At 43.7% G+C, this 24,554-nt stretch carries 22 protein-coding genes and 1 pseudogene; 6 read left to right on the top strand and 17 right to left on the bottom strand.

Going from position 1 to position 24,554, the window contains the following annotated elements; translation table 11 throughout:
* Nucleotides 1-18: 18 nt before the first annotated feature.
* From AT864_RS10895 to AT864_RS10855, 8 genes are all read right to left on the bottom strand, one after another.
* Complete coding sequence (locus tag AT864_RS10895; RefSeq protein ID WP_066148966.1) at nucleotides 19-1,644, bottom strand: (2,3-dihydroxybenzoyl)adenylate synthase; 1,626 nt, start codon at nucleotides 1,642-1,644, stop codon at nucleotides 19-21.
* Nucleotides 1,645-1,661: 17 nt separating this feature from the next.
* Nucleotides 1,662-2,900 carry an isochorismate synthase DhbC gene (gene dhbC / locus AT864_RS10890; protein ID WP_044742593.1) on the bottom strand — a complete coding sequence of 413 codons (1,239 nt, stop codon included), beginning with the start codon at nucleotides 2,898-2,900 and terminating at the stop codon, nucleotides 1,662-1,664.
* A gap of 22 nt (nucleotides 2,901-2,922) precedes the next feature.
* Nucleotides 2,923-3,708, bottom strand: a complete 786-nt coding sequence (locus AT864_RS10885) for a 2,3-dihydro-2,3-dihydroxybenzoate dehydrogenase (RefSeq protein ID WP_066148965.1) — start codon at nucleotides 3,706-3,708, stop codon at nucleotides 2,923-2,925.
* A gap of 876 nt (nucleotides 3,709-4,584) precedes the next feature.
* Nucleotides 4,585-5,382: a pyridoxine/pyridoxal/pyridoxamine kinase gene (pdxK, locus tag AT864_RS10880; RefSeq protein WP_066148964.1), complete on the bottom strand. Its 798-nt coding sequence runs from the start codon at nucleotides 5,380-5,382 to the stop codon at nucleotides 4,585-4,587.
* A gap of 419 nt (nucleotides 5,383-5,801) precedes the next feature.
* Nucleotides 5,802-7,292 (bottom strand): NCS1 family transporter, encoded by a 1,491-nt coding sequence (locus tag AT864_RS10875; RefSeq protein WP_066148963.1) that lies wholly within the window; start codon nucleotides 7,290-7,292, stop codon nucleotides 5,802-5,804.
* Between the two features lie 328 nt (nucleotides 7,293-7,620).
* A complete protein-coding gene (locus tag AT864_RS10865) occupies nucleotides 7,621-8,856 on the bottom strand; it encodes a Zn-dependent hydrolase (RefSeq protein ID WP_066148961.1) in 1,236 nt (411 codons plus the stop codon).
* 432 nt (nucleotides 8,857-9,288) lie between these two features.
* Nucleotides 9,289-9,606, bottom strand: a complete 318-nt coding sequence (locus AT864_RS10860; protein WP_066148960.1) for an AzlD domain-containing protein — start codon at nucleotides 9,604-9,606, stop codon at nucleotides 9,289-9,291.
* A complete protein-coding gene (locus tag AT864_RS10855; RefSeq protein WP_066148959.1) occupies nucleotides 9,599-10,291 on the bottom strand; it encodes an AzlC family ABC transporter permease in 693 nt (230 codons plus the stop codon). The genes AT864_RS10860 and AT864_RS10855 overlap by 8 nt, the downstream gene beginning before the upstream one ends.
* Before the next feature lie 217 nt (nucleotides 10,292-10,508).
* Here AT864_RS10855 and AT864_RS17595 point away from each other — a divergent pair, with 217 nt between their 5' ends.
* Nucleotides 10,509-11,084 (top strand): helix-turn-helix domain-containing protein, encoded by a 576-nt coding sequence (locus AT864_RS17595; RefSeq protein WP_044742600.1) that lies wholly within the window; start codon nucleotides 10,509-10,511, stop codon nucleotides 11,082-11,084.
* 446 nt (nucleotides 11,085-11,530) lie between these two features.
* Here the strand turns inward: AT864_RS17595 and AT864_RS10845 are convergent, their stop codons facing one another.
* The 5 genes from AT864_RS10845 to AT864_RS10825 form a co-directional block, all read right to left on the bottom strand.
* Nucleotides 11,531-12,100 (bottom strand): hydrolase, encoded by a 570-nt coding sequence (locus tag AT864_RS10845; protein WP_044742601.1) that lies wholly within the window; start codon nucleotides 12,098-12,100, stop codon nucleotides 11,531-11,533.
* Between the two features lie 15 nt (nucleotides 12,101-12,115).
* Nucleotides 12,116-13,339 (bottom strand): multidrug efflux MFS transporter, encoded by a 1,224-nt coding sequence (locus AT864_RS10840; protein WP_044742613.1) that lies wholly within the window; start codon nucleotides 13,337-13,339, stop codon nucleotides 12,116-12,118.
* A 105-nt stretch (nucleotides 13,340-13,444) separates the two neighbouring features.
* Entirely contained in the window at nucleotides 13,445-14,275 is an 831-nt protein-coding gene (locus tag AT864_RS10835) for an AraC family transcriptional regulator (RefSeq protein WP_044742602.1), read from the bottom strand.
* Nucleotides 14,276-14,342: 67 nt separating this feature from the next.
* Nucleotides 14,343-15,092, bottom strand: coding sequence for an oxygen-insensitive NADPH nitroreductase (gene nfsA, locus AT864_RS10830; protein ID WP_066148958.1), 750 nt, complete (start codon nucleotides 15,090-15,092; stop codon nucleotides 14,343-14,345).
* 115 nt (nucleotides 15,093-15,207) lie between these two features.
* A complete protein-coding gene (locus tag AT864_RS10825) occupies nucleotides 15,208-16,134 on the bottom strand; it encodes a YafY family protein (protein ID WP_066148957.1) in 927 nt (308 codons plus the stop codon).
* Nucleotides 16,135-16,289: 155 nt separating this feature from the next.
* Here AT864_RS10825 and AT864_RS10820 point away from each other — a divergent pair, with 155 nt between their 5' ends.
* Nucleotides 16,290-16,733, top strand: a complete 444-nt coding sequence (locus AT864_RS10820; protein ID WP_044742605.1) for a VOC family protein — start codon at nucleotides 16,290-16,292, stop codon at nucleotides 16,731-16,733.
* Nucleotides 16,734-16,981: 248 nt separating this feature from the next.
* Here AT864_RS10820 and AT864_RS10815 read toward each other — a convergent pair whose 3' ends face one another.
* Nucleotides 16,982-18,409, bottom strand: a complete 1,428-nt coding sequence (locus tag AT864_RS10815) for a polysaccharide deacetylase family protein (RefSeq protein WP_052660941.1) — start codon at nucleotides 18,407-18,409, stop codon at nucleotides 16,982-16,984.
* A gap of 293 nt (nucleotides 18,410-18,702) precedes the next feature.
* Nucleotides 18,703-19,074, bottom strand: coding sequence for an SH3 domain-containing protein (locus AT864_RS10810; protein WP_066148956.1), 372 nt, complete (start codon nucleotides 19,072-19,074; stop codon nucleotides 18,703-18,705).
* Nucleotides 19,075-19,422: 348 nt separating this feature from the next.
* On the opposite strand from AT864_RS10810, the gene AT864_RS10805 reads away from it, so the two are divergent.
* The 4 genes from AT864_RS10805 to AT864_RS10790 all read left to right on the top strand — a co-directional run bounded on the left by AT864_RS10805 (nucleotide 19,423) and on the right by AT864_RS10790 (nucleotide 22,672).
* Nucleotides 19,423-19,788 carry a helix-turn-helix domain-containing protein gene (locus tag AT864_RS10805; protein ID WP_044742606.1) on the top strand — a complete coding sequence of 122 codons (366 nt, stop codon included), beginning with the start codon at nucleotides 19,423-19,425 and terminating at the stop codon, nucleotides 19,786-19,788.
* Nucleotides 19,789-20,084: 296 nt separating this feature from the next.
* The gene (locus tag AT864_RS10800; protein WP_066148955.1) at nucleotides 20,085-20,942 is read left to right on the top strand and encodes a carbon-nitrogen hydrolase family protein; all 858 of its coding nucleotides are present in this window, start codon (nucleotides 20,085-20,087) and stop codon (nucleotides 20,940-20,942) included.
* A gap of 12 nt (nucleotides 20,943-20,954) precedes the next feature.
* The gene (locus AT864_RS10795) at nucleotides 20,955-21,638 is read left to right on the top strand and encodes a GNAT family N-acetyltransferase (RefSeq protein WP_044742608.1); all 684 of its coding nucleotides are present in this window, start codon (nucleotides 20,955-20,957) and stop codon (nucleotides 21,636-21,638) included.
* Between the two features lie 410 nt (nucleotides 21,639-22,048).
* Nucleotides 22,049-22,672: a GNAT family acetyltransferase gene (locus tag AT864_RS10790; RefSeq protein WP_066148954.1), complete on the top strand. Its 624-nt coding sequence runs from the start codon at nucleotides 22,049-22,051 to the stop codon at nucleotides 22,670-22,672.
* Nucleotides 22,673-22,889: 217 nt separating this feature from the next.
* Here AT864_RS10790 and AT864_RS10785 read toward each other — a convergent pair whose 3' ends face one another.
* Nucleotides 22,890-23,543, bottom strand: coding sequence for an HAD family hydrolase (locus tag AT864_RS10785; RefSeq protein WP_066149002.1), 654 nt, complete (start codon nucleotides 23,541-23,543; stop codon nucleotides 22,890-22,892).
* Nucleotides 23,544-23,716: 173 nt separating this feature from the next.
* Nucleotides 23,717-24,163 (bottom strand): annotated as a pseudogene (locus AT864_RS17590) (transposase); the annotation flags it as partial.
* Between the last annotated feature and the right edge of the window lie 391 nt (nucleotides 24,164-24,554).

Genomic DNA, 24,554 nt, shown 5'->3' with positions numbered 1-24,554 from the left:
CACTTCCTTTCTCTATGGTTATACCGTTGTCTTTTGAGATGCTTGCAGCTTTTCAGTAATCCTTTTGCGCAATTCTCTTTTGTTGATTTTTCCAACAGGCGTCTTTGGAAATGAATCAACAAACTCAATTCGATCCGGTATTTTAAAGGCGGCTACCCCACGCTCTCGCAAAAATGCTCTCAATTCCGTCGCTTTCAAGGACGCATCACGCGGAATAATAAAAGCGCATGACCGTTCGCCAAGAAATTCATCAGGCATGGAGACAATTGCCGCATCGCGTACCGCAGGATGAGCAAGAAGGTGATTTTCCATTTCCTCAGCGGCGATTTTTTCACCGCCCCGGTTAATCTGATCCTTTACGCGCCCCTCCACCACCAAGTAGCCGGACGGAGTCATTCGCACTAAATCACCCGTTCGGTAAAATCCATCAGAAGTAAACGCTTTTGCATTATGCTCCTCCGCTTTATAATAGCCGCGGATCGTATAAGGTCCCCTTGTTAACAGCTCACCCACTTCTCCCGGTTCCACTTCGCGATCCTCCTTATCAACAATGCGGATTTCATCGTATGGTGACATCGGCCTTCCTTGCGTATGAATCACAATTTCCTCCGGATCGTCTAATCTCGTATAATTAACGAGCCCTTCAGCCATACCGTATACTTGCTGCAGCTTGCAACCCAACACAGGCTGAACTCTTTTCGCCACTTCCGCACTAAATTTAGCACCGCCGACCTGCAAAACTTGCAAGCTCGATAAATCATATTGCCGGGAAGAGGCGGCATCAAGCCAAATCCAAACGAGCGGCGGCACAAGCGCCGTAATGGTCACCTTTTCCTGCTGGATCAGCGGAAACGCCTCATCTGGGCTAGGACTTTCCGACAAAACCACTCTTCCGCCAGCATACAACGTTCCTAGCACTCCTGGTGAGCTAAGCGGGTAGTTATGAGCCATCGGCAGAGCAGCAAGGTAGATGCTATCTTGATTTAACTGGCAAATTTCCGCACTGATGCGCAGGCTGTAAATATACTCATCATGAGTGCGCGGAATCATTTTTGATAACCCTGTGCTGCCGCCCGATAATTGAAAGAACGCAATGTCGCTGGAACGGACAATAGGGAGCTCAATCGGCTCGATAAACAAGTCTTCTAATGATAGAAACTCTTCTGCTTCTCCTGTGACGATGACATGCTTCAATGTTGGAACAGCTGCCTTTACCTGCCGGGCAAGTGATCGAAAATCAAATCCCGCATGCTGATCAGCAATAATATAGGCGGCCGCTTCGCTAAACTCGCAAAAATAGCGAATTTCACTGAATCGATGGGAAGGCAAGGCAAAGACAGGAAGCGCCCCCAAGCGAAATAAGGCAAAGCATACTTCAAAAAATTCCACTTGATTAGGCAATTGAAGAACCACGCGATCCTTCGGGCGAATCCCCATTTGATAAAGTCCCGCCGCAAGCTGGTCCGCTCGCCGATCAAGCTCTTGATATGTAAGCTGTCTTTTTCGAGAGGTAACGGCAATCCGTTCACCATACTTCATTGCTCTTTGCCGCAACATATCGCCGAACGTTTCACCCGCCCAGCATCCTTCCTTACGATAAAAATCAGCCAATTCTTTTGGCCAGGCAACGCATCCGCTTAACATGGCTTTCCCCTCCGTACTTACTTAAGAATGTCGTCATTTAATCCCATCGCTAACAACATGGTGCGAAACTTAGCCGATGTTTCCGCCAATTCTTCCTCCGGCTTTGACCCTTCTACAACACCAGCACCGGCAAACAAGCGAAGCGTATGATCTTCAATTTCGGCACAACGAATCGTTACGATCCATTCTCCATCTCCCTCTTCGTTGCACCATCCTACCATTCCGGTAAAAAAGCCGCGTTCAAACGGTTCAATCTCTTGAATGGCCTGCTTCGCTACTGGGGTCGGCGTGCCGCAAACCGCTGGGGTCGGATGAAGCGCAAACGCCAAATCAAGCGAAGTAATCGACGATGAAGATAGTTCGCCGCGAATAACCGTGGATAAATGCCACATCGTTTCTGTATGAATCAGCGAAGGCTCTTCCGGCACATCCAATGTCTTGCAAAACGGTCTGAGCGCATTTGCTACCGCTTCGATGACAACTGCATGCTCATGGCGATTTTTCGCTGAAGACAGAAGCTCCTGAGCGCGTCGCCGATCTTCTTCTGGATCGCTGCTGCGCGGCGCTGAACCTGCTAATGGATTCGCGATCACCTGCATGCCAGATTTGGCAACGAGCAGTTCCGGACTCGCTCCAACAAGCGTGCGATTCCCGGTGATTTCGTGGGGCGCTGCATCAGCACGTACAACACGATCTGGCAAGGCCGCAGCAAATGTATAGCCTGTTGGATTATGTACAGCCAGCTGCCGCAAAAGTCGCGGAATATCAACCTTTTGGGTTGAAGTAAGCTGAAGGGATCTTGATAAAACGATTTTGCGAAGATCCCCTGCTTTGATGCGCTGCAATCCTTGTTCCACTGCATCCTTATAGCCTTCCGGTGATGGAATGGGGGTTACCTTATATTCTCGATCTGTCTGCTGTTCAATCGGCTCCTTCCATTGGCCAAAGGACAGCGGACCGGCCCATTCCACCTCTGAAGGCACCATCAATTGAGCGGGATACAGATGGTCAAAAGGAATGGCGCCCACCACCATAGGATGATGACTGATTCCCTGCTGTTTTACCCTTTTTAACACTTGTTTGATATGATTCATTATTTGTGCTTTTTCATTTTCATAGCCATTCGTTGGCACAACCGCAACCATTCCTTGAGCTAACAGAGTTTGCCGCGGCGAAGCTAGAAAAAAAGAGGCCCCCGCTTTATATTCAGCAAGCAGCTGTTCAGCTGTAGCATGATTCATTGTTTTTGTTTGCATCCGTCGTTCCCTCCATGGAATGTTATGAATCTAACGTAGCGCCTCCATCTACTCTGAGATCATGCAGTGTAATATGGCGTGATTGCTCAGAAGCAAGGAATAGAACCGCATCAGCAATATCTGAAGGCTGCGCCAGCTTTTTTAAAGGAATGCCAAGGCGGTATTCCTCCAATGAGCCAGCGATCACTTTATTGGCCCCATTGTCATCTGTCCACATCGCTCGCTGCATATCGGTTTCAGTCGAACCAGGAGAAACTACGTTGCAGCGAATGTGATAAGGAGCCAACTCTAAACCAAGGCATTTCGTAAACATCGTTGCAGCCGCTTTTGACGCTGCATAAGCAGCCATTGACATCCGTGGCGTCGTCGCTGCGTTTGAGCTTACTGTTACAATCGCGCCCGAGCGGCGAGGAATCATACGCCGGCTCACAGCACGAGACACATAAAAAACACCTGTTGCATTGACCTTGAATACCTCTTCCCAATCTTGATCCGTCAAGCTGCTTACAGGCCCTGTCCGCAAAATGCCGGCAACATTGACTAAAATCTCGATCGGACCTAAACTCTGCTCCACTTTCTCCACTACTTCATCCACTTGAGTGCGATTCGCTACGTCGGCCAAAAACGATTGCACCCGATAACCTTGTCCCTGCAATTCAGAAACAAGGGCATCTAATCGTTCACCATTTCGGTCAACAGCCGCAACCAGCACCCCTTGCTTAACAAAAGCCCTTATTACCGCCTCGCCAATTCCTTGGGCAGCGCCGGTAACAAGAGCCACTTTTCCTGCTATTCCGCATTGATCCATCCTTTTCACTCCTTTCCCGCCCATGGGTCAATGAATGACAACTAGCGAAGCATGCCTTCCCAGCATCTTTGCTGATTTCAGCTAACTGCGTCGAGCATTTTTACATAAAACCAAACAAACAGAAATGGTCATCATCATTATCAAATGGTTGCAAATACATACCATTATTGATAATGATTATCATTATCGAAAATTCTTCACTAACTATGCTACATAAACAGCATCTCCACGTCAATGCATTTTCGATATTAGCAAAAAAATGCTACATTGGCCCCATTCTGTAGAAAATAACTTTAGTATTAATTGGCAATTTGGTCATATCAACCAGTTCCAATAGATTATATTTCTAGTTTTTCATCTACTATCCTCGTAAAATACGAATGATAAAAATGATAATTATTATCAATGGAATTATATGTGATTTCCTGTTTGCTGCACATGGATAGATTCCAGATTTATAAATAGACAATTTTCCGAATACAAAAAAAAGGACAGCGATTTACTAAGTAATAAACAGTAAAACAAGTTTCCGCCTAGTCAATCTAGCTTTTTTAGTTAATTTTCTCCTTAGTTCAAGAAAGAGAACGATAAAACTTTTAAAATATAGACTAAATTTCTGTTTTAATATCTGTACTGTACAAACGCCTACAAAAAATAAATCATGTTTGACAAATAGAGAGAAGGATTTACATGTCAAAGAAGGTTTTGTTGAATACGAACGATAAAGAAGGAAATAGAGATACCATGAAAAGCGGATATAGCCTTAGCCAGAAAAACAGCTAAGGCTATAAGGGGCCATGAGTCCTATTATAGTCGTGCTTATGAACCTCCACCACCTTCACTTCGTTTAGAGGTGAGAGACTCTCGGTGGATGTGTTAAAAACGGCGGTGGGCCGCATGCATCACCGGACCGACAAAATCATTGAGACGGAAGCCATGGCGGACCGCTTTTGAGATAAATTGCTTGGCCAATCCAACGGCATCTTCGACAGTCCGGCCCTTCGCAAGCTCTGCCGTAATGGCCGCAGCATACGTACAGCCAGCGCCGTGATTAAACGTTGTTTCTACTTTTTCTGCTTCAAATAGGCGATATTCTTTTCCGTCATACAATAAATCAATGGCTTTTTCGTGCTGCAATTGCTTGCCGCCTTTAATTAATACATACTTTGCGCCCAGTTCATAAATAGTCGTGGCCGCTTGTTTCATATCATCCAATGTTCGAATGGGTTCGCTTTTTGCCAGCTGGCTCGCTTCGAATAGGTTCGGAGTTACAATGAGCGCATGCTTGACAAGAACATCCCGCAAAGCGTCGGTTGTTTCAGGATGTAGCACTTCATTTTCCCCTTTGCATACCATAACTGGATCAATCACCACTCGCTCCATTTCGTATTTGTCAATATAGGCTGCCGCTAACTCAATGACCTCCACCGAACCGAGCATTCCTGTTTTCAAGGCATCGATCCCAGCAGAAAAGGCAGTCTGCAATTGAGATTCTAGCACATCCGTTCCTAATGGAAATACTCGGTGCTGCCAGGTTTCTGGATCCATTGTGACAATGGTCGTAAGAGCCGTCATTCCATATACATTAAGCTCTTGAAACGTTTTTAAATCTGCTTGAATGCCGGCACCGCCGCTTGTATCGGAGCCAGCAATCGTTAAGGCTTTTTGCAACATATCCCGATTCCCCTTTACCCTACAGAATGAAAATAGATATGAATGATCTTTTTATCATCCCTTTCCCATGAGCCCCCGGCAGTACTCAGCCAAAAGCAGGGAACAGGAAGTTTCTATCACTATATTATAAACGAAACGAGCGACAACAGCCTATCAAAAAACGTTACCTTTTTCGCTTTTCCATAATGATTCGGCATGGATGCATGGATGATTTGCGGTGAACGAATGAATGTGTCACGCATATGGTTGTTATATTATATAAAAACGCAGCAGTCTTCAGGATTGACCCACTGCCATAAAAAAAGAGCCAAGCTCTTCGCTTGCCCCTTTCAACGACGAATGGCACCGTGTCATACAAATGTAACACCAACAATAGAAATATGAAGGAAGAAACGCCAAGATTCCGCTGAACTTATCTCTTAATTTTCCTTCGCCTCCATCGCTGGTGAATGAGCGATTTCTGGCGCCATATAAGCTTCTTCATCTGTCGCGATGTGCCAGTCGCGTCCAACAGTGATCCCCAAATATTTCTCATCCCTCGGCTCTTCCATTTCCGCTTGAGGATATTTTTTAAACCACCAATATTTGGCCAGCACATAATAAAAGAGCGCACCGGCTACAAAGCCGACAAGCGACGAATAGGCCGGAAACAGATTCGCAATAAGCCCTCCCCCGATCCAAGCGATCATGCCGGCCCAGTTAAAGCCCTTGTGATACCGGTATTGCCCATTCATTTCGTAAAGCTCTGCTACATTGACTCGCCGCTTGCGAAGCAAATAATAATCAGCGAACAAAATGCCAACAATGGAAGATAAAATGGCGCCAATAATCAATAATGCGGTGTTGAGCACATCAAACAAACTCCATGGCTGAGCGAGAATTCCAATGATTCCGGCCACTATCACTCCCACCCAAAACGGCACCTTGGGACCGCCGACATTGGAAAAAATCGTCGCCGCCGGGATGACATTCGCAGACGTATTCGTAGACCATTGCGCCAGCACAATCATCAGCAGTAAAATTCCAAGAATAAAGCCGCTGGCTGTTTGTTGCAACGCCGCAACAGGATCAGCGCTGGAAACAGCCATATAAGATACAGCTCCAATCGTCACCATAAATGTATTAAAAATCGGCATAACAATCAAACTGCCCACAAGCTGGGTTTTATTGCGCTTAAACCAGTTGCGCTCATACGCAGGCGCTTTAAAAAACCGCGATAATGACGGCATATCCGCCGCCAATGTTCCCCAAAAGCCCATATTAGCCATCACAATAATCATAAATGCTGTAAAAGCGGCTCCTCCTGTCGCCGGACTTTCCACCCATGACCAAATGTCTTTGCCCGCTTCTGCCGCTTGGTCCGATAAGGCGATATACATCCAACAGGAAATTAAAATAATAATGGGCGCAGCTAAATCCGCAAATCGTTCAATTGATTTGATTCCGAGTGCCGTATTCAGGAGCTGGACCGCCGCGAACAAAAGAAAACAAAGAAACCAATTATCAAATCCGACTAATAAATGTAAAATCCCATTAATAGCGGAAGCTCCAAAATAGGTGTTAATTCCAAACCAGCAGGCGGCTGTTACTCCGCGCACGATCGAAGGAATATGAGTCCCAATGGTTCCGAACGGAGCCCTCATATAAACAGGAAAGGAAAGCCCGTGCTCGACGCCAATATCCCCAATAATAACCATAAAGACCCCGATACCGATAGACCCTAGCAGCGTAGCCACGATGACAAGCCATAGCGGCAAGCTTTGGATCGCCGATCCGCCAATGGCAAATGCAGCCAGCACAATCGCCATTCCCACCCAAATCACAGCAAAGCCAAACGTTCCTATATTTCTTTTCGACTGCCCAATCGGAAGCAAATCTGGAGACTTCAAATAATTGCTCTTCTTCGCCATGGGTATACCTCCCTTTTCCTTATACATTCTCAACGGACTCTAGCTTCACCACAGAACTCGCCATCTATTCTCCAGAATGTTTCGTATGGCCATTCGCGCGGTATACCGGTATAAACGCTGGATCTTGTGCTGCAGCTGTTCGACGGTTAGAGGGCCGGAAGAACGAACCGTTTCACGGCCCCATTCAATAGCTTTGAAACTAGCAAAGCCCCCCTTTTGCTTCATGAATCTGTGAAGAAGAAATCGGTCTCCGTTGATCCTACTCGTTTCAACCTTTTTGCTACATAACGAGAGCAGCTGTAACCCTTCCTCCTTCAAGAGCGCTGTTTTAGATCGATTGCAGTGCACAAACAGCATCAAGCAAAACATTCACGCCTTTTTCGCAATCCTCCCACGCCGTCAACTCTTCTTCACAATGACTCTTTCCTTTAACACTCGGCACAAAAATCATCGCCGTCGGTATATAACTGGCGATAAATTGCGCATCATGCCCCGCTCCGCTTACCATTCTTTTATATGAGTATCCTAGCGACCGAGCCGATTGCTCCAGCTGTTGGCAAAGCCCGCTGTCAAACCAAACCGTATCCCGTCCCCACAATTTCTTTACAGTTACCGTGCAGCCATCCGCTTCCGATGTCTGCATCAATCCTTGAATGATGCGTTCAACCTGCTTGATGATATCCGGATTTTGATGTCTCGCTTCCAGAGAAAACACGACTTTGTTTGGAATCACCGTATGAATATTAGGAGAGACATCCATTCTACCGATTGTAAAGACAAGCGCCTGATCAAGTGATCCAAGCCGACGGCGCGCTTCCATGATAAGTTCGTTAGCCTTAAACAAGGCATCCTTTCTCATCGTCATTGGTGTCGTTCCCGCATGATTGGATTCTCCAGTTACCTCGATTTCATAACACACCATGCCTACGACGCATTCCACTACGCCAATGGTTAATGATTCTTGTTCCAATATAGGCCCTTGTTCAATATGCAGTTCAATAAAAGCGGTTGCCTCGGTTAAACGATTTTCCGGCTGCCCGGCATATCCGCTTGCTTTCAAGGCTTCCGCAAACGTCACTCCATCTGCATCTGCCTTTTGCAGCATCACTTCCTTCGCAAATTTTCCTGATAAAACTCCTGACGCCATCATGGACGGCTCGAATCTAGCTCCTTCTTCATTGGTAAAATTGACAATCGTCAGCGGAATTTTTGGTTGAATTTGATTTTCTACTAATGTACGGGCTACTTCCAAACCGGCGGCCACCCCTAGTACCCCATCAAAGCGACCGCCTTTTTTTACCGTATCGAGATGAGAACCGATGACAATGGGCGGCTTGTTTTCTACTCCTGGCAATGTCGCATAAATGGTTCCCATATCATCTACTTTTATGGACATTCCTAGCTGTTTGCAGCATTCACAAAAATAATTTCGCGCCTGCTGATCTTCTTTCGACAACGCTAATCGTGTAACACCGTTATGAGCTGTACGGCCAAAATCAGCGAATGTTTCCAATGTTTCCTTCAATCTGTCGCCATTGACTAATAATCGTTTTTGTGTTTCCATATAAAACGTTCGCTCCTTTCAAACAGGCATTTTTATATTTTTATTATTCCGAAAACAATAAATATTCATTATGTTTTATTATAATGATGTCTGATGTTATATTTCATTACACATTATGTAACTCTTATTCTTCGTTTGTCATACAAAATGTAAAAACCACTGGACTTATCAATGGAACTCATTCAGCCCATGATAACATGATATTCCAGCGATTGGGAGAATAGCACGGGCACGCCCATTCACTTCTTTTGTTCATAAGAAAAGCGCAACCGAGACGACGGCGCTTGATTCTTGAAAAAGGACAAGATATCCATTGTACGATATGATAAAAAAACCGTATGCAGAATGTTCGCATACGGTTTCCCTTGTCGGCTATTTCAGGTATGTTAATGATTTAATTTGAATAGGTTGCAAATATATAACACGGTCCTCCTATCCTCCAAAATAGCGAACAAACCAACCTATGACAACGCCAACTACAACAGAAGGAAGAAACAGGTTGCTGATTTTCATCACGATAGCCGCAGCTAAGCAGCCGAGCAAAACAGGCGGCGAGAAGGTTAGCTCCCCGCCTGCGGGAAGAAAAACTTGTTTGATAATGAGTGCAGACATAATGCCAATCGGCACATAGCTAAAATACAAGCGTAAAACTGGACTCATCCGGCGCCCCGCCATTACTTCCACACCGAGCAGCCGCGTCAGATAAGTAGAAACAGATAGTAAACCGATCAGAAGCCAATGGTTAAGCATGTTGTTGAGCCCCCCTGCTCCAATAAAGACCCGCAAACGGCGCGACCATTCCAGTCACAATAATGGTCCACTCATTTCCTGGCTGCCAAGCTTCAAGCCCAAGCGCAATGAAGACAGCAGCCAGTGCCGTCGCTACCGCCGGTTTTTCTCTAATGCCCGGAATGAGCAAAGCAGCAAACGTCACCGGAAAGGCCAAATCCAGCCCCCATTTTTGCGGGTCGGCTTGATTGCTCATGAGCGAACCAACCAATGAGGAGACCACCCAAACAAAATAAAAGATTCCGGCCACAACCGCAAAATAAAGCGGATCCGGTCCATACTTCTTAAACCGCGAGCTTCCTAATACAAAAGGTTCATCAGATACACCAAAGGAGAGCAGCCAGCGCCATTTCTTCGCGGGCGCAATGCCTTCAGCAAGAGCAGCTCCGTATAATAAGTTACGCAAATTAAGTAGTGTGGCGGTAACGAAAACACTGCCGACACTAGCTCCCGAAGTAAGCATTGCCACGGTTATCAGTTGAACAGAGCCAGAAAAGACAAACATAGACATCGCCACCGCACTGATCCAGCTAAAGTGCGCTTGTACAGCCAGCACACCGTAAGACAATCCGTATGCCCCGATCGCAATGGCCAGTGGCAGTGCTTCAGCTATCCCATCGCTCCAAGATTTCTTTTTATCGCTCATTTTACTTACCACTCCTTATGTTGAAATGAACCCTACTTGCTCATTCCCGCCTGTCCTTCAAAGAAAAACTTTATGGTATAGATATATAAGGAGAGGAAAAGCTGATATAATAAAATATACTTATAATATATTATAATATAAAAAATTACATTTTGTATATTAAAATATACTTTTTCATTTAATGAAATATACAATGTTATTGATAAAGGAGGTCAACATGAACAAGGAAGCAGCCTTTGAAGAACAAAATGTAGGAAAGCGCATCGGCGCCAATCTCCGGCAATTTCGAATCAGTAAAGGAATGAGTATCGAAGCACTAGCTAAACAAACCGGTGTCAGTAAATTAACACTACTTAAAATTGAACATGGAGAAGCCAATCCAACCTTATCCGTCATCTGGAGAATCGCCAATGGCCTCCATATTCCCATTACGGCACTATTATCGATCGAAGCAGAGGTCTCCATCGCAAGGAAGCAGGATGCTCTTAAATTGAGCAGCTCCAATGAGGTATTCATTGCTGAACCGTTATTTCACTCCCACGGTTCTATGGAACTGTATCGCGGATATTTGCAGCCATATGGAGAATATACTTCAGAAGCCCATCGGCCAGGGGTGGTTGAATTTGTAACGGTTATGTCTGGACAACTAGCAGTGGAGGTAGACGGACAAACGTATCATTTAGAAGAATTCGACTCGATCCGCTTTAAAGGAGATCGCCCTCATAAATATATCAATCCCTCTTCAGCGCTGGCGATTTTGCATTTTGTTATTTCATACGTTCCTTCCTCGTGATGCTATGAGGAGTTCACACCATATCGATACAATATAATGCGTCAATATTTAACAAGTTAAACCACACCCCGTACGGACCGATGAATGGGCCTAGAAGCGGCTGGTTGTTCAGCGGTCGAATCACACTTGAGCACAACCGAGGCAAGCGAGTGACTTGCCTCCCGCCGCCGCAAAAACAGGGTGCTTTTGCGGCGGTTATAAGTTCCATCTTTGATGATAAGCGGATGAGCGTATATCAAAAAACACACGCTTAGGATCATGACAAAATCCACTGCGTGTGTTGAAAGAGTCACAAATGATAGACCTCGTTTTGATGCACCCCGTTTCATATGTCTGCCCGTTTGAAATCACTTATCCTTTTTCGCCACATCGGGCTTATAAGTGATTGGCTGCTTCCATATAACCTTCACTTCGTTTAGAGGTGGGAGATTTTTCGGCGGGGCATGTTAAACAAGAAGCTCAAGCACTTCCTGACTTGTTCGAATTCGGCCGATTCTCGGAAAAATATATCGACAAACATACTCATGCTCTTCTTTTGTTGCAGCCGTCATGGCGTCTTCCACAAAAATTTGCTGATAACCATGCTGATATGCTTCCCGTGCGGTCGTATCTACACCAATGGAAGTAGAAATTCCACATAACACAATCGTATCAATTCCGCGGCGGCGCAGCTGCAAATCAAGCTCCGTACCATAAAATGCGCCCCATTGTCTTTTGGTGATTACATGGACATTTGGGATCTGATCGAATTCAGGCACTAAACGATCCCATCCTTCCGGAAACGAGATCGACTGGGTTTTCAAGTCTGCAGGCGGCTGTAACATATCCTTCCCATCTAGAGAGGAAACTTTAACGAGAACAACAAAAGCCCCCTTCTGCGTGAATGCATGCACTAATTTACTGGCATTTTCAACCACTTGTGCTCCTGTGTAAGGAGAATGTGATCTATTGACAATTCCTGTTTGCAGATCAATGACGACAAGTGCTGTTTTCTCGGCTTTAATGTTTTCATTCATCGCGCTCTCTCCTCATTATAATATTTTGCTTTTCATATAGATTGTCTCTTGTTGTAAATTAAGCTTTTTATACACCTTCACATAAACCCATAAAGCATTGATCAGCAACAGCGCTCCTGTCATCAAAAAGACATATCGAACGCCTAAATGAGCGGCCACTTGTCCGCCAAAAACAGAGCCGCCAAATACGCCTAAATACCCTGCGGCCATGCTGAAACCAAAAACTCTCCCTGTCAAAGAATCCGGTGTGATTCTTTTTACTAGCGTATTAACAGAAGGAGTCAAGCCTGCTGCTGCCAATCCTAATAAAAAGCGAAGAATCATCAACTGCCACGGATGATGCACAAAAGCTTGCGGGATAAAAATGAGTCCAGCGACGATTAACGCCCCTAATATGACCTTCTGCGCACCAATTTGATCCGAAAGCCGTCCCAACCTTGGAGCAGCAATAATGTTTGCCAGCCCCGAAGCCGAAAATATCATTCCAGCTAATAATGCAATATGATCAGCATTTTTAGATAACTCCGCCACATATACAGTGATAACGGGTTCAACCGAATACATCGCCAGCGTCAATATAAAAAAGGTGACAAGCAACGTGATCGTCAGGCTTTTTTCAGGAACAATATTCCACACCTCTTTGCTGCTAAGCGCCTCTCGGTTTTGTCGAGAAAAAACTTCTTGCACAAATAAAGCGGTGGCCACAAAGGCGATCAGCAAAAGGGCTCCTGTCATCAAAAAGACATTTTGCAAACCAAAATGATCTTCGATAAAGCCGCCAATCAACGGTCCGAGCAAAGAACCAGCGATATTGGCGGTTGAAAGTGTTCCTAGAGCCCAGCCGGCGTGTTCATGATCCGTCTGCGTGGCAATCAAGGTCGTACAGGCTGTACCATAGCCTGTAATCACTCCTTGCAATGCCCTTAAGCCGATCAGCTCATACACATTGCGGGCAAATCCCATCCAACCTATCACGATGGCCATGCCAAGACTCGCCCGCAAAAGCATCGGCTTTCGTCCAAATTTGTCTGCCGCCCGTCCCCAAATCGGCGAAAAAATGGCAGAAATGATATAAGTAATCCCAAAAGCCATTCCGGAAAATTGATCAATGGAAGCGGAGTTGTGAACGCCAAGCTGCTTAATATAGAGCGGCAATACGGGCGCAAGCTGGCTCATTCCGACACTTGTGACAAACATTCCAAACCAGCAGACCAATAAATTCCTCTTCCAAATTTGCAAAAAAAATAAGCCCTCCTTCTGCTTATCATTCCATTGTCCAGCAAGAACAATGAACAATCACATTCTCATTTTAGCTTCCGGATGGGCTTTATACCATGCACGATATTATAATCCATGGACATTTTTGCTATAAAATTCAGAAGGACTGATCCCTTCCATTCGCTTGAATAGCCGGCTAAAATAAAACTCATCAACAAACCCAAGCGCCTGCGCCACTTCTTTCACTTTTTTATTGCCTTCCATCATCAATTCTTTTGCTTTATCCATTTTGATCTTATTAAAAAAACCAATCACAGAATATCCGGTAATGTCTTTAAACATTCTCGACAAATAGGAAGGGGATAGCTGTGTCATTTCCGACAATTCAGCCAACGTTATCTTTCGCGTCACGTTTTGATGCATATACTGAATCATTTTTTCCACTTTTAAAGCGACAGAATCATTGCGATCTTTCCTTTTATTGTTTTGATAAAGGGCAATGAGCAATTGCTGCAGCAGCGTTTTCGCAAGAAATTCATATCCGGGCAGCTTCGCATTCCAGCTATCCACTAATTTTTTAAACAGATCTCCCACCTGATAATTGTCTTTCACTTCTTGAACAGACGGCAAAGGAAGGATATCCGTCTCTTGTTTGATCTCCCATTGCAGATCATTAAAATGCACGCTCGCATAGCTAAAATGGACGGTAAGACAACAGAAAGGCGTCTTTGGATCCAGTTCAAGCGAATGGAATACATGAGGAGCAACATAAAACAGCCTGCCTTCTTGAATGGCATATCGCTTTTTTCCGATCGTAAAATTGCCCTTCCCTTTATCAAAAAATAGGAAAGCATGATGCTGCAAAGTTCTGGCGACTTTCCGCACACGATTTCCCGATGAATGGGGGTCCTTCCAATTGCAATAATGAATATGAAAATAAAGCTTACTAATTTTCATATGGCCTCCAAAGTAAAAAATAGTTCCTGTGCCCGCTTTCCATCCATATCCGATATCGCAATAAAAGCTATTTTAAGTTGAAGCCTTGGCTTTCGACAAATTCCTTCATATACATTCTGACTGGCTTACTTAACATATTGGCCATTTGTTCCGTCCATGTGTCATCCCGTTTTCCATTGGTGCGTTTTTGATAATATGAAGAAATCACTTCATTATATTGCCCCAATTGTTTTTCGAACTCGGTGCGATCCTGCCGGTATGTATCCTCATGGTAAATATGCTGAAAAGGCAACCGCGGCTTTTTGTCTGGGGCTTGCGCCGGATATCCTACGGCAATTCCGAATAACGGAATGACCCGTTGCGGGATATTTAAGAGCTCACATACTTCAGGTAAATGGTTCCGTAACCCCCCGATATAACAGACTCCCAATCCCATCGACTCCGCCGCTATTACAGCATTTTGCGCAGCCAACGCCGTGTCGATCAGGGAGACCATAAACTTTTCGGTGCTTTCTAATGACGCCGATACATCCATATGTTCCATTTCACCAATGATTTGATGGCGATATAAATCCGCGCAAAAGACAAAAAAGTGGCCATTATTCTCTACATAAGACTGATTCCCAGCCAGCTCGGCAAGCTTTCGTTTCACTTCTTTATTTTTGACTCCAATGATTGAGTAAGCTTGAATAAAGCTGGACGTAGAGGCTGCTTGGGCGCACTCGACAATGGTGCGAATTTGCTCATCGGACAAAGGCTGATCCGCAAAATTCCGAATAGAACGGTGCTGTAAAATCGTTTCAATGACTGGATTCATTGGATTTCCCTCCTATACAAGCCATGCAAAATTTCTGAATGGTTCATCATGATCATAACAAATTCAGCCTTTTTCCTCATGGTTTTTAGCTTGGGGATAGTTGTCTTTTTATTTTTTATAACTGACGAATGAAATCCATATAATATTCTTTCATATGTATTTTCAATTCCTCCGGCTCAATGATTTTTAACGATTTTCCATACCTGCTTAAGTATCTCACGATAAAATTCCATTCATTTGGCTCAAAGGTGCCTATTAAATAGGTGTGATTCTCCTCGTGAACAAGCCGCATCGAAGGGTAATGCTCGGTTTGAAAAATAGCGATCCCGCCGTCATCCAGTAAACACTTAAACGATATCGCCTTCTCGGAAGGCTTCCATAAAGAGTGGCTATTTAACATCGTAACATGCTCCAATTCGTTCAAAGGCTCTGTTTCCGTCAACGCTGCATGCAAGATGCGGTCACAGCGAAAAACGCGATATTCCCTCTTTTCCATATCAAAGCTTTGGCAATACCAATGTCCCTTTAAAGCGTAAATAACTAATGGCTGAATCAATCGCTCCGCATCACGGTAACGGATTTTTAGCACTTTATGCTCAATAATCGCGGTCATTATCATCTCCAGACAGGGACATTTGGTTACCTGTTTCGTTTGATAAAACACTACCCTGTTTTTGATTCTGGCGATCTTCTCCTTTTGCTGATCGCTTAAAGCATCATTGAACTTTTTATGAATCGATTCGTAGGTGACTTTAAACGGGAGATCGGTAAATCCTTCTAATACTTGAAGCGAAAGATAGAGGGCATACACTTCTTGGCTACTAAAGGAGATGGGCGGTAATTTCATTTGATTGAGCAAGTAATATCCTCCGTTCCGTCCATACTCTACATATATAGGCGCTCCCATTTCTTCCAACGAAGCGATGTCGCGGAGGGCCGTTCTTTTGGAAATGTGAAATTCAGCCATTAAGTCACTTAAAGTAAACCGCTTTTTTTGATTGATAAATTTAAGCATCAGATTTAATCGTTCGGCTTTTTTCATAAACATCTCCTCTATTGGTGCCTTATTCTGTCACCTTTTTATTATACACTAAAAAAGCAATGGTGATTAAGAGGTGGGGTGTGTAGGATGAATTTTTTTTGCATGATTTATGCATGGATCCACACATTCATGAATGAAAAACAGGAGGGAGCTATATGAATTTTGAAGTGATTCCGTTTCTATCTTTAAACGGCCAAGCGGCGAATGCTATCGCATTTTACGAAAAATATTTACAGGCCAAGGTGCTTTTAAAAGTGACTTATAAGCAAATGAAAGAAATCGATCCCGCTTTTGAATATAGCGAGGGGCAAGATGAGTATATTACACATTCGGTACTAGAAATCGGACAAAATAAGATGATGATTGCCGAAGAAGCGACAGATCCATCGAGACCGTGGCAACTTGGAAATAGCTTTTCTTTGTGCATACAATCGAAAGATCAAGCAACCATTCAAAAGCTTTATGAGGCTGTTACGGAGCAGCAAGATGTGACCGTATTAATGCCGCTTCAGGCAAACTCCTTCAGCTCCGGCTATGCCATGATTCGAGATCCATTTGGTGTTGTCATTCAGTTCGTTGTCACAAGACACGATTTTTAATTATGGGGATTATTCGGCTTTAGCGAGACTCCTTTTCATCCGCAGGGAGACAGCAGAAGCAAACAAAAGAACTGTTGGCGATCCTTCGCTTTATTGGCATACTTTGCAATGACACGAAGCCCCTCGGAATTTTCTCCGCGGGGCTTTCTATCGTTGTGTTGATAAAATCCATACAAAGTTCCTTTTTAATGCTCAGCCATGAATCTTGTTTAACATACTTCCGGAGAAGTCTCTCACTCTTTTTTCAATTAATGTTGTTCTAACTCTGAAACCGTCACAAAGGTATAGCCTTCATCTTTTAAATATTTCAACACCGGCTCCACGGCTTCAGCCGTTGATTCATGAATATCGTGCATCAAAATGATGGATCCATCTTTCACATTTTTTTTGACTATTTGCAGCATAGCATGAGGATCGTGAGATTGCCAATCCAACGTATCGACTGTCCATAATACGACAGGCATGCCCACCATTCTCTTGACTTGATCGTTTATGGCACCGTACGGAGGGCGAAACACAGTAGGCTCTCGACCGGTTGTCTTTTTGATCATCTCATTTGTATCGCGAATTTCTTTTCTTATTTCTGCGCTATTAAGAGTCGTCAGATCTTTGTGATCCCAAGTATGGTTTCCTAACTCGTGCCCTTCCTCTGCTATTTTTTTAGCAATGTCTGGATAAAAATCAACCCTGCTTCCCAACATAAAAAAAGTAGCCTTAGCCTCATACTTTTTTAATAAATTTAATATCTTCAACGTATTCTGCGGGTGCGGCCCGTCATCAAAGGTGAGCGCCACCCTCTTGGATGGAGGGGATGATGGCTTCTCTGCCGGCGGATTAGAAGGGGACTCATTTCCACGATCTCCATTCGGAACGGTTAAATCTTCCGGCTTATCAGGGATAATGCTTAACCGATCCGCCCATTTCTCTGTTAAAATATTTTTGACTTGATCATAGGACAGTGAGATTTCAGGCGTTCCCGCAGCCCCCGCCGTTACTTCATATTTATCAAAAATAAATACGAATGACTGGTTAGTCAAATACATATTGGCATATGCACCATCTTGTTTCATTTTATTTTCTAATTCTTCTTCAAACAAAAATGGACCGTATTGCTTGGACTGCTTAAAGGCATTCAGTAAAAGATGGTATAGCTTTTCTTTCGCTTGTTCGGTATTCTGAATCATCTCTGTTTGGTTAATGAATTGATCATTTTCCACATCTACAATGAAAACTTTTACGCGTTGATTACCGTTTGCTCCTCCATAATAGCTTTCTTCATGAAAAACAATAGAATAAATATGATCCATCACAGGATAAATGTCAAAGGTCAAGTAAAAAACAGCCGGACGTTTCTTTAAAAAGGTTTGATCACCTTTGCCCAACTCTTCATGGAATTTTTGTTCCGTGCTTTTGACATATTGACCGATTTCACGATTTAATCGCTCCCCTTGAAATTTCGGGTAATGAATCGCACTGCGGTACGTTTCTTCATCGTCCGTATTGGTGATAATATCCACACCAGAGTATTTTGTATGCTCCATCTTCTCGTTTTTTCCTTTGATATGATGATCTTGATCCTTAGCCCCATCTCCCTTTATGAAAAAAAACAGGCTAAGAGCGATTCCTGCGATCATCATAAAAATCAATATCTTGTCATGAAGTCTCGTTGTTTTCAAAATGTCACACCTTCTAATTCACTAGCGTTTTCATTTATATACATGCACTTAAAACGGAATGCATAACGTCCATAAAAACCCACAATCGCAAGACAAGTCTTTGGACTTGCCTTCAGCGCACAACAAAGGACGAACGGTAAACCAAACGCCCAAAAGACGAATCTAAAAACGATGCCGCTCAGACACCTGCATCGTCAAAAACAGATCCTTTGAAGCGTTTTACATTCATCCTTCACTATATTCATGCATAAGTATAAAGGACAGAGGCTCCTAGATATTCAGATTGAATACGTTCATTTTAATTCTACTACATTCTCAATCGGCACCCAGCCTTCTTCTAGTGTTTCTATTTTTTTCATCCAATACCACCCATTGAGTTCTTTGCATTTTATTAATTGTTCACCGATTTCAACATCTAATTCTTTCGCCGTATAATCCTCTACAATTACCCCATGTTTCCCTTGTTTTTTGATGATTTGTTCTGGCACCCAGCCTTCTAAGCGATTATCAACAGTGAAACAGTATATCCCATTTTTCCAGTCTTCATTTCCATTATATTTTTCACCAATGATAACCGTTTCCCCTTTGCGCAGCTTGATTGGATTGGGATAATGGCTCTTATGTTGTTTGATTGCTTTATAAGTTTTGCTATCATCCCTTTTCAAAAAAACACCCCGAATAAAAAAGACACACCTTTATAACTATATCATTCATCATTTAAAATTATTTTTGAATCTACGCTAAAAATAATCCATTCTTCGAACAGAAAAGTAGGGATTTTCACAAATCAGCCGCTCTCATAAGCATATTCCTATCATACTATAATCAAACAAACCTGTAAAAACGGTCGTTCAACTTGTCGTAAGGTAGAAAAAGACCTTCTGATCCGTTTTTCACATGAGCAGGCAAAATCAGGACATGTTCCCCGATCGGTTTTTACACTTTTATCCACTCGCACGGAAATGGTGTTTCTTTTGGAATCTTCGTTATAATAGACACGGGGGTGAGCCAATTTGGGACGTGTTTGTGGAAAAACGTATAATTGCGAAAAAGAATTGACACTCGCCGTTATCGGCGGCAAATGGAAAATGTTAGTTTTGTGGCATCTTGGAAAAGAAGGAACAAAGCGATTTAGCGAACTTAAGGCTCTTATGCCAGGAATTACTCAGAGAATGCTTGTCAATCAACTGCGGGAACTGGAAGAAGACCTCATTATTCACCGAAAAGTCTATCCTGTCGTACCTCCAAAAGTGGAGTATTCTTTAACAGAGCTCGGAAAAAGCCTCATGCCGATTCTCGATGCCATGTATGAATGGGGGAAAAACTATATGGAGACGGTCGCAAAGGACCACGTATCCAGCAACGAGCCTATGAAATAAACATTCCCTTTCCCGCATGGTTTAGGGAATTCATGCGATCAATCAAGATAATGGATTGCTTTTTCAGTCGCAAGGACATGGAGAGATGCCGGTTGTCCTTGCGAAATGTTTATTCATCGTTTGCACGTCCTCTTTTCACGCTATCATCCGCTTCCTATAGTATACTTTTTTACACTAGGTGCTATAAAAGTGTGTACTTGTGAAAATGGATCATGTATCTAATAATATCAGTATCACCATTTCATGGGTGAACAAGGGAATTTTTCGTTCATGAACGCCAAGAAAGGAGTATGACGATGAAAATTAGAGTTTCTGCTGTTCAGTATCATTTGCATACGATCCACTCATTCAAAGAATTTGCCCAGCAAGTGGCGCATTATATAAAAACCGCCCAAGAATTTGAAGCGGATTTCGTGTTATTCCCAGAATTTTTTACCACCCAACTGATGTCCATCGAAAGTGGCAAAGGCCGGCCTTTGACCATCCAAGAATTTCCTGATTTTACAGAATCCTATCGTTCTTTATTTATAGATTGGGCGAAGAAAACAAAGATGCATATCATTGCGGGAACCCATGTTATTCGCAAAGGTGACAAATTGTACAACGTGGCTCATTTATTTTATCCAGATGGCAGAGTCGCCGAACAAGCAAAGCTGCACATTACACCTACGGAAGTGAAAGAATGGAACATGTCTCCTGGCGAAGGATTGCAAGTGTTTGAGACGGAAAAAGGAACGATTGCGATGTTGACATGTTATGACATTGAGTTCCCAGAAATCGTTCGCATGGCCAAAGCAAAAGGAGCGGATGTGATTTTCTGTCCTTCTTGCACCGATGATCGTCATGGATTTCATCGGGTTCGCTATACGAGCCACGCAAGAGCCATTGAAAATCAAGTATATGTCGTGACAACCGGCACAGTCGGTTCGCTTCCAACCGTCGACTTTATGCGCGCGAACTTCGGCCAAGCGGCTGTCATTACCCCAAATGACATCCCGTTCCCTCCGCGCGGCATTTTAGTGGAAGGGGAAATCAATCATGATATGGTCGTGACCGCTGATCTTGATTTAGATCTGCTATATCAAGTTCGCGAGCGCGGATCGGTGACAACATGGCGCGACCGCCGCACAGATTTATATCCGGATTGGAAATAAGGAGGAAGCATCATGTACTGGAAAGAGCTTTACGTGTTTGAGAACGATCGGCCTGTTCGAGCCGTGATTCGAAATTATGAAGAAAAAGATTTTCCGGGCTTAATCCGCATTCAACAGGAAAGCTTCCCACCTCCCTTTCCTTCTGAACTATGGTGGAACACGGAACAATTAAAAAACCACGTGACGCTCTTTCCAGAAGGAGCCTTATGTGTGGAGGTCGATGGCGAAATGGCCGGATCGATGACCGGGCTCATTGTTCATTTTGATCCGAATCATCCGGAACATACATGGGAAGAAATTACCGATCACGGCTATATTCGCAATCATCAGCCAAACGGGAATACGCTTTATGTTGTCGATATTGGCGTACGCCCCGCCTATCGCAAATTAGGGCTGGGAAAGTGGCTGATGCTTTCCATGTATGAAGTCGTCATTCAGCTCGGATTAGAACGTTTGTTAGGCGGAGGGAGAATGCCCGGCTATCATCAAAAGGCAGATCAAATGACAGCGGAGCAATACCTCGAAGCGGTGATCAAAGGCGAATTAAAAGACCCCGTCATTACATTCCTGCTTCGCTGTGGCCGCACTCCTGTGAAAGTGGTAGAAAACTATTTGGAGGATGAGGAATCTCGTAACTATGCGGTCCTGATGGAATGGAAAAATCCGTTTTTGAAAAAATTACGGCAAGGAGAATGAGGAAATGGAATATCGGAGAATCACGAGTATTGAAGACCCTTTATGTGAACTACTCACCACTTAGCTAAAGCTTGAAGTGGGAGCTTCTCAGTTCCACGACGAAAGCCGCCTTTCGTCTCCCTGAGCGTGACTTCGGGTCGTTCCAACCCTAGATGTCCGACAATTCGGAGTTCTTTTGTACCTTGGATATTTTACGCATGGAAGGATCAGCTTGGTTTTCGCATTTTATTTTCTCCATGCAACCTCCTATATCCAGTTATGAAAGAACGACATAGGTTTATTTTACCACAGGGTCAGACAATTGAACAGGCAAAAGCCTGTCCTTGTCCGAAGTCGATTCATCTCCCACTTTCATCAAGCTTCGCAAGATTTAGAAGTGGGAGACTTCTCGACTGAAGAATGTTAAAAAAATGCACCAATTGATGCAAGAAGTATTTCCACCTGAGGAAGTATTAGCATTCGATTTTTGGAAAGAACCTCTAGAAGATCCGGGAATCCGTGTATGCGTGGCCGTTCATGAAGGAAAGGTCGTGGGCGCAACAGAGTACCGTTATTATGAAGATGTCAATATTGCCATGACGGATTTCACCATCATCGGGCAAGCGGGACTTGGAATCGGCCGATTTTTAGCCAAAAAGAGATTAGAAGACTTAAACGCTTGGGCAGCCGCTTGTGGAAACCAATTATTTGGCATGTTTGCGGAAATTTATGACCCGTATCGTGTCGAACATTATGAATTTGGCGGCGTGAAGCCGATGGACCCATATGTCCGTCGGGAAGTCTTGTCCCACCTCGGCTATAAACGCCTTGACTTCCCTTATGTTCATCCATCCTGGAACAATGACGGAGAAGCGGTAGAAGGACTTGACCTTTGCTTCCTTCCGATGGACGAAAATGTAAATGAACTTCCGACTGAGCTTATCGTGACATTTTTAACACGCTACTATGCGGTCTTGCCGAACAAACCGCAAGCATGGTATGACATGATCGAACGTCTAAAAACGCGAGATACGGTGGCGCTTTTCCATCTGTAACCCGTCTTTTTCCAAGGGCTCAATTTTCACTTGTGTCCCTATTTTGCCTGATATAAAGCGGCGGGCATGATCGTCTTGCTTGAGACGATGCCAAATAACAGCTGGCTTCTTTTCAAAAGAAATCATGCCCGCACAAGACTCCATGCCACTATGATCGCATTTCTCTTTCGGCTAAGTAGATTTTCACATTTATATAAATGTAAAATGCCCCTCTCCATTATCCTTTGATCAGCTCGATCACCTCCGCTAAACGCTTTTCCGCCATCGAATTTAGCTGCAAGCTGTGCTGTTGAAAGTTTAGAAATTTTGTGACTGGATTAGGCACAACCACACATTTTAATCCCGCGGCCAAAGCGGCTTTCAACCCATTTAACGAGTCCTCAAAAACGACTGCTTCATCAGGACGGACAGCTAAAGCAGCCAGCGCTTTTAGATACAAGTCGGGAGCTGGTTTGATGCCCTCCACATCTTCACTTGTAATAATCACTTCAAAATAGGACAGCAGACCGAGCCCATTTAAATAATGAATGACCCATTCCTTGTTAGAACTTGAAGCAATCGCTATTTTGTAGCCCAATTGCTTTGCCTCTTCTAAATAGTCCTTCACCCCTTCACGCGCCTGAGGGGTTTTCATCTTGATTTGATAAAAACTTGCGGCTTTCGCTTCAATTTCTTCAATGCTGACGTTTTCCCCCAGCTGCTGTTGAACAAATTCATAAAGCGCCGCATTATCTGTTCCAACAGTTTGAACAAAACGTTCCAGCGGCAAATCGACATCATAGACATTCATCGCTTCTTTATAAGCCTCAAACCAAGCTGTCTCTGTATCTACAATTAAACCGTCAAAATCAAAAATAATCGCTTTGATCAAAATGGCTCTTCCCCTTTCCAAAAACTTTGCTGCATTCACGCTTCCATTCCGCTATTGGTTTCAAAAAGCGCTTCCTCTCTATTTTAACAGAAATCTATAAATCAAGGCCTGGTAATGAATATTGTACCTTATTCTCCAAAATCATAGTTCATCACCAAAAGCTGTACTTGCATCTACCATTGAAGTATGGTAGACGTTTCTAGCCGCACCCGTAATGCCAATTGTTGGATATTTCTGTATCCATCCCCTCGACGTTTGATCAGCTTGATTTTGTTGTTCGTTCCTTCCATTCTACCATTCGAATAAGGCAACAATATGAACGAAATGATTTCTTCTGTTCGTTTAACAAGTGCTTTTGCGATGGCACTCTTTACGGTACCGATCTAAAGCTTCTGTAAACAACTAAATGACATAAAAATAATCGGCTACACGTATCGCTTCTGGATATACCCCTTGAATGGCTTTTTCAAATCGCTCACGACCCACTGGACCGAAGAAGACACACACGCCAATACGCTTCGAATGGCTTCCTCCTTCTTTCCTGCTTCGATAAAATACACTTCTCCCATCGCCGCCACTCTATCATCATGCCCTTTTCGAAAAACAAATTCGTCGATACACCGCCTTAGGTTAAATGGGATTTGACAGCTGTTTTCTCCCTCATCCATTCACATCATTCGATTTTATATTGTATACTCAATGCAACATCAAATGACCTTTAATTGAGTCCATAGATTTTACCGGCAAACGGACAGCAACGACTTACTAGTTTGATCGCATATGCCGCGGTTCTATGAACTCCCACGAATTGAATGGCCGTATCATGTTGGATGGATTCGATGATTCCATTACAAATTTGATCAACATTTTTAACATTGACAATGTGTTAGGAACGCAAATGACAAAGAAGTTCACCGGACTTGACCATTAACCAAACACATCTTCAACATTTTAGTATTAATTACTGGTTATAATCGATTAGTCTCTTCATATTTTTTGATAATAGTATTC

It is taken from the genome of Anoxybacillus sp. P3H1B, from assembly GCF_001560855.1.
GTDB classification, from domain to species: Bacteria; Bacillota; Bacilli; order Bacillales; family Anoxybacillaceae; genus Anoxybacteroides; species Anoxybacteroides rupiense.
Note: the sequence above shows the minus strand (reverse complement) of the source record. Positions and strands in the feature narration are given on the sequence as shown.